The 15,066-nt window shown below is 40.9% G+C and carries 12 protein-coding genes; 5 read left to right on the plus strand and 7 right to left on the minus strand.

Annotated elements, in window-relative coordinates; genetic code table 11:
• Nucleotides 1–28: 28 nt before the first annotated feature.
• From MK395_RS09065 to MK395_RS09085, 5 genes are all read right to left on the minus strand, one after another.
• The gene (locus MK395_RS09065; protein WP_001145418.1) at nucleotides 29–1,015 is read right to left on the minus strand and encodes a LacI family DNA-binding transcriptional regulator; all 987 of its coding nucleotides are present in this window, start codon (nucleotides 1,013–1,015) and stop codon (nucleotides 29–31) included.
• 9 nt (nucleotides 1,016–1,024) lie between these two features.
• Nucleotides 1,025–1,825 (minus strand): DUF1189 domain-containing protein, encoded by an 801-nt coding sequence (locus tag MK395_RS09070; RefSeq protein ID WP_268702838.1) that lies wholly within the window; start codon nucleotides 1,823–1,825, stop codon nucleotides 1,025–1,027.
• A gap of 179 nt (nucleotides 1,826–2,004) precedes the next feature.
• Nucleotides 2,005–2,847: a sugar ABC transporter permease gene (locus MK395_RS09075; protein ID WP_042901961.1), complete on the minus strand. Its 843-nt coding sequence runs from the start codon at nucleotides 2,845–2,847 to the stop codon at nucleotides 2,005–2,007.
• A gap of 1 nt (nucleotide 2,848) precedes the next feature.
• On the minus strand, nucleotides 2,849–4,141 hold the full coding sequence (locus MK395_RS09080; protein WP_268711721.1) for a sugar ABC transporter permease: 1,293 nt from the start codon (nucleotides 4,139–4,141) through the stop codon (nucleotides 2,849–2,851).
• Between the two features lie 124 nt (nucleotides 4,142–4,265).
• The gene (locus MK395_RS09085) at nucleotides 4,266–5,534 is read right to left on the minus strand and encodes an extracellular solute-binding protein (protein WP_000095456.1); all 1,269 of its coding nucleotides are present in this window, start codon (nucleotides 5,532–5,534) and stop codon (nucleotides 4,266–4,268) included.
• A gap of 473 nt (nucleotides 5,535–6,007) precedes the next feature.
• Here MK395_RS09085 and malQ point away from each other — a divergent pair, with 473 nt between their 5' ends.
• The 3 genes from malQ (at nucleotide 6,008) to MK395_RS09100 (ending at nucleotide 10,229) form a co-directional block, all read left to right on the plus strand.
• Nucleotides 6,008–7,525 carry a 4-alpha-glucanotransferase gene (gene malQ, locus MK395_RS09090; protein ID WP_000747324.1) on the plus strand — a complete coding sequence of 506 codons (1,518 nt, stop codon included), beginning with the start codon at nucleotides 6,008–6,010 and terminating at the stop codon, nucleotides 7,523–7,525.
• Between the two features lie 22 nt (nucleotides 7,526–7,547).
• Nucleotides 7,548–9,806 carry a glycogen/starch/alpha-glucan family phosphorylase gene (glgP, locus tag MK395_RS09095; RefSeq protein ID WP_195594931.1) on the plus strand — a complete coding sequence of 753 codons (2,259 nt, stop codon included), beginning with the start codon at nucleotides 7,548–7,550 and terminating at the stop codon, nucleotides 9,804–9,806.
• 216 nt (nucleotides 9,807–10,022) lie between these two features.
• A complete protein-coding gene (locus MK395_RS09100) occupies nucleotides 10,023–10,229 on the plus strand; it encodes a hypothetical protein (protein WP_009013759.1) in 207 nt (68 codons plus the stop codon).
• 110 nt (nucleotides 10,230–10,339) lie between these two features.
• On the opposite strand, the gene MK395_RS09105 is transcribed toward MK395_RS09100, so the two are convergent.
• Nucleotides 10,340–11,188 (minus strand): putative RNA methyltransferase, encoded by an 849-nt coding sequence (locus MK395_RS09105; protein WP_001095534.1) that lies wholly within the window; start codon nucleotides 11,186–11,188, stop codon nucleotides 10,340–10,342.
• A gap of 151 nt (nucleotides 11,189–11,339) precedes the next feature.
• Here MK395_RS09105 and MK395_RS09110 point away from each other — a divergent pair, with 151 nt between their 5' ends.
• Nucleotides 11,340–11,618, plus strand: coding sequence for a DUF6110 family protein (locus MK395_RS09110; RefSeq protein ID WP_000910910.1), 279 nt, complete (start codon nucleotides 11,340–11,342; stop codon nucleotides 11,616–11,618).
• Between the two features lies 1 nt (nucleotide 11,619).
• The gene (locus MK395_RS09115) at nucleotides 11,620–13,680 is read left to right on the plus strand and encodes a heavy metal translocating P-type ATPase (RefSeq protein WP_000008775.1); all 2,061 of its coding nucleotides are present in this window, start codon (nucleotides 11,620–11,622) and stop codon (nucleotides 13,678–13,680) included.
• 77 nt (nucleotides 13,681–13,757) lie between these two features.
• Here MK395_RS09115 and tyrS read toward each other — a convergent pair whose 3' ends face one another.
• Nucleotides 13,758–15,014 carry a tyrosine--tRNA ligase gene (gene tyrS, locus MK395_RS09120; protein WP_044020095.1) on the minus strand — a complete coding sequence of 419 codons (1,257 nt, stop codon included), beginning with the start codon at nucleotides 15,012–15,014 and terminating at the stop codon, nucleotides 13,758–13,760.
• Nucleotides 15,015–15,066 lie beyond the last annotated feature (52 nt).

Genomic DNA, 15,066 nt, shown 5'->3' on the forward strand with positions numbered 1-15,066 from the left:
CTCAAAAGACCAGCCTTGAGGCTGGTCTTTATTTTTCGATAATTTTGTGTCCAATCAACTGGCGGTAACAAATCTGTTTATTGTTTTTGGCATCGTTAATAATCTGGAGAATGGTTTCAAAGGAAACGCGCCCGAGTTCTAAGCTATTGATATCCACATAGGCTGCCAAGTTCAGTTTAGGGTTGACCGAGTCAAAGCTGAGGACAGGGACATCCAGTTGGTGTTTTGCGATGTAATCACAGACCCCTGCAGCAAGAAGGCTATCAATAGTAATAATAGCATCAATATTTGGATCATGCTCGAAGAGAAGTTTACTAAAGCGATAACCATTATCTTCAAGAAATTCGGTCGCAAAGTAGGTCAGATTTGGATCAATAGGAAGTTGGTATTGTTTAAGAGCTAACTCATAACCCATTAGACGATCTTGTGTTACGAAAAGTTTTTTGGTTCCTCCGATGAAGGCAATTCGCTTGCATCCTTTTTTGATGAAATATTCTGTTGCATCAAAACCTGCCTGGACATTGTCATTATCGACGAGCGGAATGAAGGGAGATAGAGATTTACCTAAGATAAGGAAAGGAAATTGCTCATCTGCTACTAGCTTAACCAAAGGATCTTCTTCTTGGGCATAGAGGAAAATCAAACCATCTACACGCTTACCATAGACCATCTGGGAAATAGCTTTGAGCCGCTCTTTTGCATCTTTCCCCGTTGCAATCTGAATAGCATAGTGGTTCTCAGATGCCACTTGGGCGATCCCTCGTAGAACAGATGGGAAGAAAGGATTTTGGTAAAAGGCATCCGAGTCATCAGGAAGCACCAGGCCGATAACTTGAGTATAGCTACTTACCAAGCTACGAGCATTGAGATTGGGGTGGTAGTTGAGCTCCTTCATCGCCTTGCGAACTCGTTTTTTGGTTTCATCACTAATCGTTGATTTGTTTTGAATAACGCGGGTAACAGTTGAAGGTGAGACACCTGCTGCCTTGGCCACGTCTTTAATCGTAACGGGCATAAAAATCTCCTATTTATGATAATCTGGATCACGGAAGTGTGTCTTGTAAAAAATGGTGACCAGATAAAGAACAAAAAGAATGTTTTGTACAGTGATAAGGGTTGCCATATTTTGGCCAAAAAGCCCCAAAATAAGCGTAATCAGAGTGGGTAATCCTAAACAGTTCAAGATAAAATGGTAGCACTCTTTAAAAGTCCTAAATGAAAAGAGGCGTGATCTTTTGGTGATATAAAGAAGAAGACTAGCTCCAAGAGAGACAATGAAGAAATTCAATCCAAAGAGAAAGCTTGCACCAAGAACGAGAAAGAGACTGATATAGACCCGGTTTTGTTGATACCAGTCTTTAGAAATGGCCTGGGTAAGATCTTCCTTACTCTGGAAACTCTCCGTTTGAATCGCGTGGTAGCGAATGCGAGTCAGTTCCTTACTTTCCTTGCTGATGACGAGTTCTTCCGTATCAAAATGAAGTTGCAAGTCCTTTGGCAATTCTTTGTTTTGGCTTGGGCCAATCACAAGAGAAGGTTGCTGATTCTTCGTACCTGAGTAGTTCAGCTTTCCATCAACGATTTGTGCATTCTCTGACAAGTCCATGATGGCTTCATCTGTCAGTGGAGTATAGACATTATCGATAAAGGTATCCAGTGGATACGTTTCCTGTGAGCTGTTTTGAATGGCAATCGGAACCATAGACAAACTGATGAGGAAAATGCTCGTAAAGAGAAGCTGAAACCAGTTGAGGCCGAAACGTTTTGATAGGGGCTTACGAAATCCCCAGATACTAGAGAAATACGAGAATGGATATGGAAGCATAGGCATCTTTCTAAAAGTGTTTTCTATATGAGTATTATTATATAGAGAAATGTGCTTTATTTCAAGTCTAGGAAATCAATTATATATTGAAATAGGGTTTCAATAAGATTTGTAGAAGGGTGTCCAATCTTGTAGCTTTAGCAACAAGCTCCAAAATGAAAAAGGGTGGCGGGGATAAATTATCCCTTGTCGCCACCACTTGTAAGTCCTGAAACAAAGTTCTTTTGTAAGAAGAAGAAGAGTGTACAGATTGGAAGAGCGATGAGGATAGCACCTGCTGAGAAGTAGGCAATCTTCAAGTTCTTCACATTGTTGACGAAGGTTTGGAGACCAACGGCAACTGTAAAGTATTCTTTCTCACGAAGCAAGAAACTAGAGAGGATATAGTCTCCGAAAGGTCCCATGAAGGCCCAGAGGGCTTGTACCGCAACCATTGGGCGAACAAGAGGGAGGACGATTTGCCAGAAGCGACGGAAGTGTCCTGCACCATCAAGTTTTGCTGATTCATCAAGAGACATTGGTACGGTATCAAAGTAACCTTTCATCAACCAAGCGTTCATAGGGATACCACCACCGACATAGAGGAAGATGAGGAACCAGCTATGGTTAAGGGCGTTCAACATAAGTGCCATAACGAAGAAGGCAGTCAAAGCAGCCATGGTTGGCACCATTTGGATGATCAAGAAGAAGACCAAACTTTGTTTACGAGCCAAGAAGTTGTATCGGCTGTAGGCATAACCAGCAAGTACGATGATGCTTGTTTGGACAGCCATTGTAATCAAGGCGATGATCAAGGTATTGAGATACCAAGTGCCGTATAAGGTTTCAGTGAAGAGTCCTTTAAAGTTATCAAAACTAAAATCGACGTTACCATCTAGTTTAAAGGCTACCACGTTACCAGACTTGAAGGCTGACATAATGGTGATCAAAAGTGGATAGATAATCACGATTGATAAGCCAATCAAGTAGAGGTAAGTGAGGGTTTGAGTCAGTCTACGTTTGAGTTTGATTGAGTTATTCATCTTAGACGTCCTCCATATCAAATGCGTGTAGTTTCTTGAATGCAATCATAGAGATAGAGATGACAATGATGGAGATAATCAAGGTAACAGCTGCCGCCATAGAGTATTGTGGGGCTGTACCAGTTGTCAAACGGTAAATCCATGAAATCAAGATATCAGTTGAACCGGCTCCACCACCAACGCTACCAGGTCCTCCACCATTGAAGAGGTACATGATAGAGAAGTTGTTAAAGTTGAAGGTGTATTGACTAATCAATGTTGGAGCTGCAACAGCCAAGATCATTGGGAAAGTGATGTTGCGGAATTTTTGCCAAGCATTGGCACCATCGATGTAAGCCGCTTCGTAGAGGTCGTTAGGAATAGACTGCAAGATACCCAAAGTCAAAACGTAGATGTATGGGAATCCTAGCCAACCTTGCATCATAATCAAGGCAATCTTAGTCCAAGTCGGATCGGTTTTCCAAGGGATAAGAGCTCCATCTAGGAAAGGAAGGACCTTAGACAAAAGAGGCAAGACTTGGGTGTTGATAGCACCAACACTATCATTAAACATATTTGAGAATGTCAAGATAGTGATGAAGGCTGGAACTGCCCAAGGAAGAAGGAAAATAACACCGAAGATACGTTTTCCTTTGATAAATGGTTGGTTGGCAATGATTGCAGTAAAGATACCAATGACAATCTGCAAAGTAGAAGCAGATAAAGCCCAGATAATGGTCCAAGAAAGAACGGAACCAAAGGCTGAACGGAAGGTACTCAAACTCCAGATGTTTGTGAAGTTCGTCAAACCAACCCAGTCCAACAATTTATTTGGTGGTAAGTGTTGGAAGTCATAGTTGGTAAAGGCAATCATCAAGGTTACGATAACTGGGAAGATAATGGCGAAGGTCATGGCAACGTAAGATGGAATGATCAAGAGGTATGGGAATCCATTTTCATAAATGCCTTTAATCATGTCCTTGAAGGTACGAGCTACGGGAATACCGTTGTTGATACGTTTAGCAGTCGTATGTGCATCCTTAATATTAAAGATGTAAAAGAGCAAGTAAACGACAATAAAGATAGAATGGAAAGCACCGCGAATCAGCATGAACAGTGAATTATCACGGCCAGGTTTGTCACCAAGGGTGATCAAATTGCTCAATTCAGGGGTTGCAAGTGTTAGAAAATACAGAACAAATAGAACAGTAATGCCAAGGAAAATAAATCCTTTAGCTTTTTGTTTGTTATAGATTTGTCCTAAACCAGGAATGATTGACAGCAAGGCTGCTTTGCGAGGCTGTTGTTTTTCCATGATTACTCCTTTCATAGGATGCGAGTTTAAACTCGGATTCAATCGTAAGATACGTACATCTGATAAGAAGCATATCTATAAATTCAAAGGGGGATTTTGCTTCCACCCCCCTTGAACAATTCAATTAGTTACCAAATTTTTGTTGGATTGTTTCCTTGATCAATGTTACAGCATCGTTAGCAGCTGTTTTCGCATCTTTCTTACCACTTACAGCATCAAAGAGCATAGTTTTCGCTGGATCCCAAACTGTTGACATTTGTGAGATGTTTGGCATTGGTTGAGCGTTCTTGAACTGTTTGATAACAGCTGTAGTCAACTCATCGTTTTTGCCTTCAGCATAAGTACGAGCCTCAGTGTTAGCTGGGATTTCGTTGGTTGCATCGTAGAATGCTTTTTGTTGTTCAGTTGAAACTAGGAAGTCTACAAATTTTTGAGCGCCTTCAAGGTTCTTAGTGCTTGACGGGATGATCCAAGCTTTACCACCACCGAATGCTGCGTAATCTTTACCGTTTGGAAGAGTTGGGATAGTCGCAACACCGTAGTTTACTTTAGCATCTTTAAAGGATTGAGCTTTCCAAGGACCATCGATGATAGCAGCTGTTTTGCCTTCTTGGAATTGAGTTTGAATCAAGTTACCAGCACCTTCAGTATCTTGCATACCTTTAGGCCATTTTTCGTACCAAGATTTAGCGTATTCGATACCTTTGATTGCTCCGTCGTTTGCAAGACCGATATCTTTAGGATCTTTACCATTTTGACCGAATACATAACCACCGTTACCAGCAAGGAGTCCATATGCGTAGTAGAAGTTTGTCCAGTCAGCTAGGAAGGCAGTAGTTTTGCCATCTTCACCAGCGAAGGCATATTTGCTATCTTTAGCAAGGTTTTCCAAATCAGCAAAAGTTTTTGGAGCTTCTTTTAGCAAGTCTTTGTTGTAGTACATTACGAGAGACTCGATAACGGCTGGAGCACCATAGACTTTACCACCAACAGTTACAAGAGATTTAGTAGTATCGTCTGTTTTCGCACCATCACTAAGAGTTACTTCTGAAAGTTGTCCGTCAGTACCAAGGCTACCTACACGGTCGTATGGAGCCATCATAACATCAGGAGCTTTACCAGATTGGTTGTCAAGTGAAAGGTTATCAAGACCACCCATTTGGTCTCCTGTTTTGATCGTAACTTTTACGCCAGATTCTTTTTCGTAAGCTTTTGCAGCTGATTCAGCGAAGGCTTTATATTGGTCTTCAACGTAGAAAGTGATTTCTTGTGCTTCTGAAGAGCTAGTATCAGCTGCTTTGTCAGCAGATTTGCTTCCGCAAGCTACCAAGAGCAAGCTAGCGAGAGTAGCAGTTCCGAGCACAGCAGCGCTCTTCATGAATTTAGATGACATAGTGTATTCCTCCTAAAGAATAACAGTATAATTTATTTAGAAAACGCAAACGTTTTCTTTTATGAGCCTAGTATAGCACAAATAGAAAACGGTTGCAAGCTTTTTTAAAAAGTTTTTTAAAAAAATTTTAAGGTTTCAAACATTTGTTAAAGCCCATATATAGGAAAGAACTTAAAATATTTATTTTTTTTGAATTGAAAATATATTAGGAAAACGATTGCGTAAATTTGGCTCGGTTTTTCAGAAAATAAAGCAGATATTGGGAATGAAATATCTTAAATCAGAAAATCTTTAAAATTTTTTCGCTCATTTCATAAAATATCAGTGGCAACAAGTTTTGTTTGATTAAAATAATTCAAAAAAATTTTTTAAAAACGCTTGCATTTGTTTTTGAAATGCGTTATACTTAAATTAACGCAAACGTTTGCGCCTTAATTGCGCAACGTTTTATAACAAACACATGAGGTGCTATTATGAAAAAACGTCAAAGTGGTGTGTTGATGCACATCTCTTCTCTGCCAGGAGAATACGGGATTGGATCATTTGGGCAGACTGCCTATGATTTCGTTGATTTCTTGGTTCGTACGAAGCAACGTTACTGGCAAATCCTCCCTCTTGGGACAACAAGCTATGGAGATTCTCCATACCAATCATTCTCAGCCTTTGCTGGGAATACGCATTTTATCGACCTTGATATCTTGGTAGAGCAAGGCTTGCTCGAAACCAGTGATCTTAAAGGTGTTGACTTTGGTAGCGATGCATCTGAAGTTGACTATGCGAAGATTTATTACGCACGTCGTCCACTTTTAGAAAAAGCAGTTAAACGCTTCTTGGAAGTGGGTGATGTCAAAGATTTTGATAAGTTTGCTCAAGATAACCAATCTTGGCTCGAACTCTTCGCAGAGTATATGGCTATCAAAGAGCATTTTGACAATCTTGCTTGGACAGAATGGCCAGACGCAGATGCTCGTGCGCGTAAAGCTTCAGCACTTGAAAGCTACCGTGAGAAATTGGCAGACAAGTTGGTTTACCACCGTGTGACTCAATACTTCTTCTTCCAACAATGGTTGAAATTGAAAGCCTACGCTAACGACAACCACATCGAAATTGTTGGAGACATGCCTATCTACGTTGCGGAAGATTCAAGCGACATGTGGGCAAATCCACATCTCTTCAAGACAGATGCCACTGGTAAAGCAACTTGCATCGCAGGATGCCCACCAGATGAGTTTTCTGCCACTGGTCAGCTTTGGGGAAACCCAATCTATGACTGGGAAGCAATGGACAAAGACGGTTACAAATGGTGGGTTGAACGCTTGCGCGAAAGCTTCAAAATCTACGATATCGTTCGTATCGACCACTTCCGTGGTTTCGAATCTTACTGGGAAATTCCTGCTGGTTCCGATACAGCGGCACCTGGTAAATGGGTGAAAGGTCCAGGCTACAAACTCTTCGCAGCCGTTAAGGAAGAGCTTGGTGAGCTAAACATCATCGCAGAAGACCTTGGTTTCATGACAGATGAAGTCATCGAGTTGCGTGAACGCACTGGATTCCCAGGAATGAAGATTCTTCAATTTGCCTTCAATCCAGAAGACGAAAGTATCGATAGCCCACACTTGGCACCGGCTAACTCAGTTATGTACACAGGAACACATGATAACAATACGGTCCTTGGTTGGTACCGTAATGAGATCGACGATCCAACTCGCGAGTACATGGCGCGCTACACGAACCGTAAAGAGTACGAAACAGTGCCACACGCAATGCTTCGCACAGTATTTTCATCTGTTAGCTTCATGGCAATTGCAACTATGCAAGATTTGCTAGAACTAGATGAGGCGGCTCGCATGAACTTCCCATCTACTCTTGGCGGAAATTGGTCATGGCGTATGACAGCAGACCAACTCACACCAGCTGTTGAAGAAACTTTGCTTGACTTGACTACAATTTATCGCCGAATTAATGAAAATTTGGTAGAATTAAAGAAATAAGACAATATCAGGAGACACAAAAATGTTACCATTAAAAGAATTTGTACAAAAGCGTTACAATAAAACCATTGCAGAATGTAGCAATGAAGAGCTTTACCTTGCTCTTCTCAACTACAGCAAGCTTGCTAGCAGTCAAAAACCAGTCAACACTGGTAAGAAAAAAGTTTACTACATCTCAGCTGAGTTCTTGATTGGTAAACTCTTATCAAACAACTTGATTAACCTTGGTCTTTATGACGATGTGAAAAAAGAACTTGCAGCTGCAGGTAAAGAGTTAATCGAAATCGAAGAAGTAGAATTGGAACCATCACTTGGTAACGGTGGTTTGGGACGTTTGGCTGCCTGCTTTATCGACTCAATCGCTACACTTGGTTTGAATGGTGACGGTGTTGGTTTGAACTACCACTTCGGTCTTTTCCAACAAGTTCTTAAAAATAACCAACAAGAAACAATTCCAAATGCTTGGTTGACAGAGCAAAACTGGTTGGTTCGCTCAAGCCGTAGCTACCAAGTGCCATTCGCACACTTCACATTGACATCTACTCTTTACGATATCGATGTACCTGGTTACAAGACAGCTACTAAAAACCGCTTGCGTTTGTTTGACTTGGATTCAGTTGATTCTTCTATCATCGAAGATGGTATCAACTTTGACAAGACAGATATCGCTCGCAACTTGACACTCTTCCTTTACCCAGACGACAGCGACAAGCAAGGTGAATTGCTCCGTATCTTCCAACAATACTTCATGGTTTCAAACGGTGCACAATTGATCATCGACGAAGCAATCGAAAAAGGAAGCAACTTGCATGACCTTGCGGACTATGCAGTTGTACAAATCAACGATACTCACCCATCAATGGTGATTCCTGAATTGATCCGTCTTTTGACTGCACGTGGTATCGAACTTGATGAAGCAATCTCAATCGTTCGTAGCATGACTGCCTACACTAACCACACAATCCTTGCTGAAGCCCTTGAAAAATGGCCTCTTGAATTCTTGCAAGAAGTGGTTCCTCACTTGGTACCAATCATCAAAGAATTGGACCGTCGTGTGAAAGCAGAATACAAAGACCCAGCTGTTCAAATCATTGATGAAAACGACCGTGTACACATGGCTCACATGGATATCCACTACGGATACAGTGTTAACGGGGTAGCAGCACTCCACACTGAGATCTTGAAGAATTCAGAGTTGAAAGCTTTCTACGACATCTACCCAGAAAAATTCAACAACAAAACAAACGGTATCACATTCCGTCGTTGGCTCATGCATGCCAACCCAAGACTATCTCACTACTTGGATGAGATTATTGGAGAGGGATGGCACCATGAAGCAGATGAGCTTGAAAAACTCTTGTCTTACGAAGACAAAGCAGCTGTCAAAGAAAAATTGGAAAGCATCAAGGCTCACAACAAACGTAAATTGGCTCGTCACTTGAAAGATCACCAAGGTGTGGAAATCAATACAAACTCTATCTTTGATATCCAAATCAAACGTCTTCACGAGTACAAACGCCAACAAATGAACGCTTTGTATGTCATCCACAAATACCTTGATATCAAGGCTGGTAACATCCCTGCTCGTCCAATCACAGTCTTCTTTGGTGGTAAAGCAGCTCCTGCCTACACAATCGCCCAAGACATCATTCACTTGATCCTTTGCTTGTCAGAAGTGATTGCAAATGATCCAGAAGTAGCTCCACACTTGCAAGTGGTTATGGTTGAAAACTACAACGTTACTGCAGCAAGCTTCCTCATCCCAGCATGTGATATCTCAGAACAAATCTCACTTGCTTCTAAAGAAGCTTCAGGTACTGGTAACATGAAATTCATGTTGAACGGAGCTTTGACTCTTGGTACTATGGACGGAGCTAACGTGGAAATTGCTGAGTTGGTTGGCGACGAAAATATCTACATCTTCGGTGAAGATTCAGAAACTGTTATCGACCTTTACGCAAAAGCAGCTTACAAATCAAGCGAATTCTACGCTCGTAAAGCTATCAAACCATTAGTTGACTTCATCGTGAGTGACGCTGTTCTTGCAGTAGGCAAGAAAGAACGCTTGGAACGTCTTTACAACGAATTGATCAACAAAGACTGGTTCATGACTCTCCTTGACTTGGAAGACTACATCAAAGTCAAAGAGCAAATGCTTGCTGACTACGAAGATCGTGACGCATGGTTGGATAAAGTCATCGTTAACATTTCTAAAGCAGGATTCTTCTCATCTGACCGTACAATCGCTCAGTACAACGAAGATATCTGGCACTTGAACTAAGATACAAAATTTATACTAATCGCTTTTTTGAATGATGTGGATTTTAGCCAATCAGGTCTAAAAAGAGATAAATCATAGATACGTTGAAGTTTTAGAAATACTGCTTTTTACTGTATTTCAGTCTCATGATTCTTCGTAGTTGATGGCCTCGTATTTCTTGTATCCGCTTATAATTTGTATTATAATAGCATTGTGGTGAAGAAAGAAGGTGTTTTTATGTGGAAAAAATATTTTTCAAAATATAAATGGACTGATTTATTTTGGATACTATTTGTGGTTTTGTCATCACTCTCGATGGGGAATCGTACTCTTTTTCCACTTACCCATCAAGAAATCTCTTATCATGGGTGCTATTTGGGGATTACACTTGCCTCATTTCACTTATTATTCATTGATAAATTTGTCATTTCGAATCGAAAATAAATGGAGAGGTTAAAATTTTTTCCACTTTTCGGATAGACAGTTGAAAAATCGCGATTTAAACCCACACCTCAAGAAGAGGTGCGGGTTTTTGTCTTATCTGAAAGTTTTAATTACAGTGCTTTCCCAACTAGAATCTCTGCTTCAATGGTAATCTCTGTCAGTTGGCTCCAGTCAATCTTGGTATGGTCAACGTGAAAGAGTAAGGGCGTCATGGCAAGCAGGGCTTGGCGTTGCTCAGCCGAGATAGGTTTTGTTAAGGAAGCAATCTGACTAGATTGGATACTGAAATGTTCCTGGAAATGTTCTTTGATATCTTGGTTGGAATAATCCTTCTTTGTCAGCTGGTCCTGCACCATTTGACGGATTTCTTTGAGGTGATTTTCAGTTGGGATGACCTTGATCAAAATACCGTCTTTGGATAAAACGCGACGGAATTCCCCATAGTTGGCAGGCGAGAAGATATCAAGCAGGATATCCATGCTGGCGTCTTTTATAGGAAGACGAGCCAGGTCGCCGACAAACCAGTTGACCGCCCAGTTTGGTTCGCTCTTGGCAGCGATTTGAACGGAATCTTTTGAAATATCAAAGGCGTAAAAGGTTTTGTCAGAGTGACTTTCTTGGAGCTTGCGAGAGTAGAAACCTTCGCCACAACCGATATCCAAGACTGTTTTTGCGGATGGATTAGTTGTTAGTAAGTCCGAGATACCTTCTAAAATAGCCTGATAAAAACCAGCTTCAAGAATTTGCTGGCGGTTTTGGAAGTTTTCCTTGTCGTAGTTGGCAGATTGCTTGATTTGCGGAGCCAAGTTGACATAGCCGAATTTTGCCAGATCAAAAGAATGGCGGTTGCTACACTTGAGGCTAGACTCTACCAAGGCCAGATTTTCTTGGCAGATAGGGCAGGAAAAGGCAGTCGCAGAAGCAAAACGCTGAAGTTTGGGTTTGAGGTTTGTATTCATAGTTTAAGTGTATCAAAAGAGGCAAATGAAAGCAACTTTAGAAATAAGTAGATGGGAGATTCAGTAGAAATAAAACTAATTCTCCAATTTATAGAATAAAATTGCTTTTATATCTAAATTTCTATATAATAATGATAAGGAGGAAATAAGTATGTTAAAAGAAGTATTAACCGTTGCAAAAGTTGCGAAAAAATCATCACTCTTTTTGGGTGGTGTCGCATTTGGTACCCTTGGTTTGAAAATCTTGGCAAGTAAGGAAGCTAAAAAAGGTTATTCTAAAGCTTTGGCTAAGGCTTACAAGTTGAAAGACGGGCTAGATGCATCTGTTTCTGTTGTGAAACAACATGGAGACGATGTCTTGCAAGATGCCAAATATTTGTACGAGCAAGAGAAAAAAGAAGAGCAATTAGATAGCCTTATAGGAGAATAATATGTCTTTTAAAGTGCTACATAGAGGATACCAACATATCCGACTATCATCTTCTTTTTCACTCACCTTGGATATTCAAGACTATCTTCGTTCCTTGGCGAGAGATGAAAAGGGGATTGAGTCTATCCAGTTTTACATGGATCAACAGCACTTTACTCTACGCATAAAAGAAGGCTTTTCTGTATTAGATAATGCAGAAGCCTTTTTAAAAAGAATTGATAAAGGGAAAGTTTCTGAGTTGATGACTCTTCCCATTCGTAGAGAAGAGAGTGCTTATTCTATTGTTTCAGGTGCAGCGATTAAGCGTGTACTTTTTCGTAGTTTTGTGCCGTATCCTATTCGCTATATATGGACTTGTTATCAGGCTTTGGGTTATATTAGAGAAGCCTATCAAACACTAGCGCGTAAGGAACTAACGATGGAAGTCTTGGACTGTTCGGCGATTTTATTGTCCTTGTTTATGAACCAATCCAAGACAGCTAGCAATATCATGTTTATGCTTGATTTGGGGAATCATTTAGATCAGTGGTCTTTGAAAAAAACTGCAACAGATTTAGAACAAAGCCTTCTTGCAAAAGAGAGCGACGTATTCTTAGTACAGGGCGATACGGTTGTTAGTATCAAGAGTTCCGATGTTCAAATAGGAGATGTCTTGGTCCTATCTCAAGGAAATGAAATTCTGTTTGATGGACAAGTAGTTTCAGGTTTAGGTATGGTCAACGAAAGTTCCTTGACGGGAGAGAGTTTTCCAGTTGAAAAAAGAGAGTCTGATTTGGTTTGTGCAAATACAGTATTAGAAACTGGAGAGTTACGCATTCGTGTAACCGATAATCAGATGAACAGCCGGATTTTACAACTGATTGAGTTAATGAAGAAATCTGAAGAAAACAAGAAAACGAAACAACGCTATTTCATCAAGATGGCGGATAAGGTCGTCAAATATAATTTCTTGGGGGCTGGGCTAACTTACCTATTAACAGGTTCTTTTTCTAAGGCTATTTCTTTCCTATTAGTCGATTTCTCCTGCGCTTTGAAAATCTCTACTCCTGTAGCTTATTTGACAGCTATCAAGGAGGGGTTGAACCGTGAAATGGTGATTAAGGATGGGGATGTTCTGGAGAAATATCTGGAAGTTGATACTTTCTTGTTTGATAAGACGGGAACAATCACAACTAGTTATCCTATAGTTGAAAAGGTGTTACCTTTTGGGGACTATAGTGAGGAAGATATTCTCAGAATCAGTGCCTGTCTTGAGGAACACATTTATCATCCTATTGCTAATGCCATCGTCAAGCAAGCTGAGATAGAGGGAATTGAACATGAGGAAATGCATGGGAAACTCCAATATATTGCAAGCAAGGGGATCAAATCTCATATAGATGGCCAACCAGTTCTTATTGGGAATTATGTCTTGATGCAGGATGAGCAGATTCATATCAGTTCAGAACAAAATGCTTTAATTGAAGAGTACAAGAGTCACTACAATCTCTTATTCTTGGCTTATCAGAATGAATTGATTGGAATGTTCTGCATTCATACTCCTTTGAGAAAAGAAGCAAAAGCAGCCTTGGAGAAACTTAAGGCACAAGGGAAAAAATTGATTCTGGCAACAGGGGACACCTTGGTTAGGACAGAGGAATTAGTCAAAGATTTGCCCTTTGATCAGGTCTATACAGACTTGAAACCTGATGGGAAATTTGAGTTAGTAGAGGAACTGCAGAAAGCAGGTCACACGATTTTGATGGTTGGAGATGGATTGAATGACTCAGCGGCTCTAACCCTATCAGATATCGGTGTGGTGATGAATGAGAGTGCAGATATTTCTAAGCAGATGAGCGATATCTTATTGTTAGATAATCGTTTGGATTTCTTCCAAGAGTTGGATTGGCTATCATCATCTTTGCAAACACTCATCAAGAAGAATATTCAAGATACCGTTGTCGTAAATAGTAGTTTGATTGGCTTTGGCTTGTTTAATTGGCTCAGTCCTTCAAACCTCTCTATCCTACATAATCTAACAACCTTACGCATAGTCCTGCGTAGCCTGTCTATTAAGGGATAGGTGGGGACTATTCACAGCAAAAAGGAGTTACCTTTCTCGAGGGTAACTCCTTTGTTTATAGGTAAATGTTTAACAATTTAGTAAGTCAACACAAAGTATTTCTTCTTCCCGCGGCGGATAACAGTGAGTTCGTTTTCTAACTTATCTGCGTCACTCAAGACATAGTCAAGGTCTTGGATACGGTCGCCGTTGACGTAGATAGCTCCGTTTTGGACGTCTTCACGGGCTTGGCGTTTTGAATTCACCACACCAGATGACACGAGGAGTTCCACGATATTGTGGTTTTCGTCTGCTTTTACTTGGTAGTTTGGCACTCCACGAAGTCCTTGTTTGAGTTCTTTGACAGAAAGGTTTTTGATGTTTCCAGCAAAGAGTTGCTCGGTGATGTTAAGGGCTTCTTTGTAAGCTTCTTCTCCGTGAACAAGAGTCACGACTTCACGAGCGAGGACCTTTTGTGCCAAGCGTTCGTGTGGAGCCGCTTCAAACTCTTTGCGGATGTCTTCAATCTCATCGAGTGACAAGAAGGTAAAGATTTTCAAGAAGCGAACAGCGTCAGCATCCATCACGTTCATCCAGAATTGGTACATTTCGTATGGAGAAGTCTTTTCAGGGTTAAGCCAAACTGCGTTTCCTTCTGACTTACCAAATTTCTTACCAGTTGCGTCTGTGATGAGTGGAACAGTGATCACGTGACCAGTCTTGTCAGCCTTACGACGAAGCAATTCGGTACCAGCTGTCATATTTCCCCACTGGTCAGAACCACCGATTTGCAGAGTAACATTGTAGTCTTGGTTAAGGACATAGAAGTCGTACCCTTGCATGATTTGGTAGGCAAACTCAGTGTAAGAAATCCCTGTCTCGATCCGTTTCTTCACAGATTCCTTACTCATCATGTAGTTGACAGTGAAGTATTTTCCGACGTCACGGAGGAAGTCAATGAAGCTGATACTGCCAAACCAGTCGTAGTTGTTGACCATGACAGCCTTATTTTCACCATTTTCAAAGTCAAGAAAACGAGAAAGTTGCCCTTGGATAGACTTGACCCAGCCCTCTACTGTGTCTTTTGTTTGGAGACTACGCTCAGCATCTTTGAAGGACGGATCTCCGATGAGACCTGTAGCACCGCCAACGAGCGCATATGGTTTATGACCTGCTAACTGCAAGCGACGACTGGTCAAGATTGCGACAAGGTGGCCGAGGTGAAGGCTATCAGCAGTTGGATCGTAGCCAGTATAATAAGAAACTTGACCTTCTTCTAGGGCTTTACGCAAAGCTTCTTCATCAGTCGTTTGAAAAATCAAACCACGCTCTTTTAGCTCATCAAAAATGTGCATGTGTCTTTTCTCCTTTATAAAATATTGTTTCTACCTATTGTATCACAAACTT

This window comes from Streptococcus oralis, from assembly GCF_026782085.1.
In the GTDB taxonomy this organism is placed as follows: Bacteria; Bacillota; Bacilli; order Lactobacillales; family Streptococcaceae; genus Streptococcus; species Streptococcus oralis_DA.

Bases quoted from the DNA above. Each gene is read 5' to 3' on its own strand.
- MK395_RS09065 (WP_001145418.1), bottom strand. From the start codon at position 1,015: ATGCCCGTTACGATTAAAGACGTGGCCAAGGCAGCAGGTGTCTCACCT.
- MK395_RS09070 (WP_268702838.1), bottom strand. From the start codon at position 1,825: ATGCTTCCATATCCATTCTCGTATTTCTCTAGTATCTGGGGATTTCGT.
- MK395_RS09075 (WP_042901961.1), bottom strand. From the start codon at position 2,847: ATGAATAACTCAATCAAACTCAAACGTAGACTGACTCAAACCCTCACT.
- MK395_RS09080 (WP_268711721.1), bottom strand. From the start codon at position 4,141: ATGGAAAAACAACAGCCTCGCAAAGCAGCCTTGCTGTCAATCATTCCT.
- MK395_RS09085 (WP_000095456.1), bottom strand. From the start codon at position 5,534: ATGTCATCTAAATTCATGAAGAGCGCTGCTGTGCTCGGAACTGCTACT.
- malQ (WP_000747324.1), top strand. From the start codon at position 6,008: ATGAAAAAACGTCAAAGTGGTGTGTTGATGCACATCTCTTCTCTGCCA.
- glgP (WP_195594931.1), top strand. From the start codon at position 7,548: ATGTTACCATTAAAAGAATTTGTACAAAAGCGTTACAATAAAACCATT.
- MK395_RS09100 (WP_009013759.1), top strand. From the start codon at position 10,023: ATGTGGAAAAAATATTTTTCAAAATATAAATGGACTGATTTATTTTGG.
- MK395_RS09105 (WP_001095534.1), bottom strand. From the start codon at position 11,188: ATGAATACAAACCTCAAACCCAAACTTCAGCGTTTTGCTTCTGCGACT.
- MK395_RS09110 (WP_000910910.1), top strand. From the start codon at position 11,340: ATGTTAAAAGAAGTATTAACCGTTGCAAAAGTTGCGAAAAAATCATCA.
- MK395_RS09115 (WP_000008775.1), top strand. From the start codon at position 11,620: ATGTCTTTTAAAGTGCTACATAGAGGATACCAACATATCCGACTATCA.
- tyrS (WP_044020095.1), bottom strand. From the start codon at position 15,014: ATGCACATTTTTGATGAGCTAAAAGAGCGTGGTTTGATTTTTCAAACG.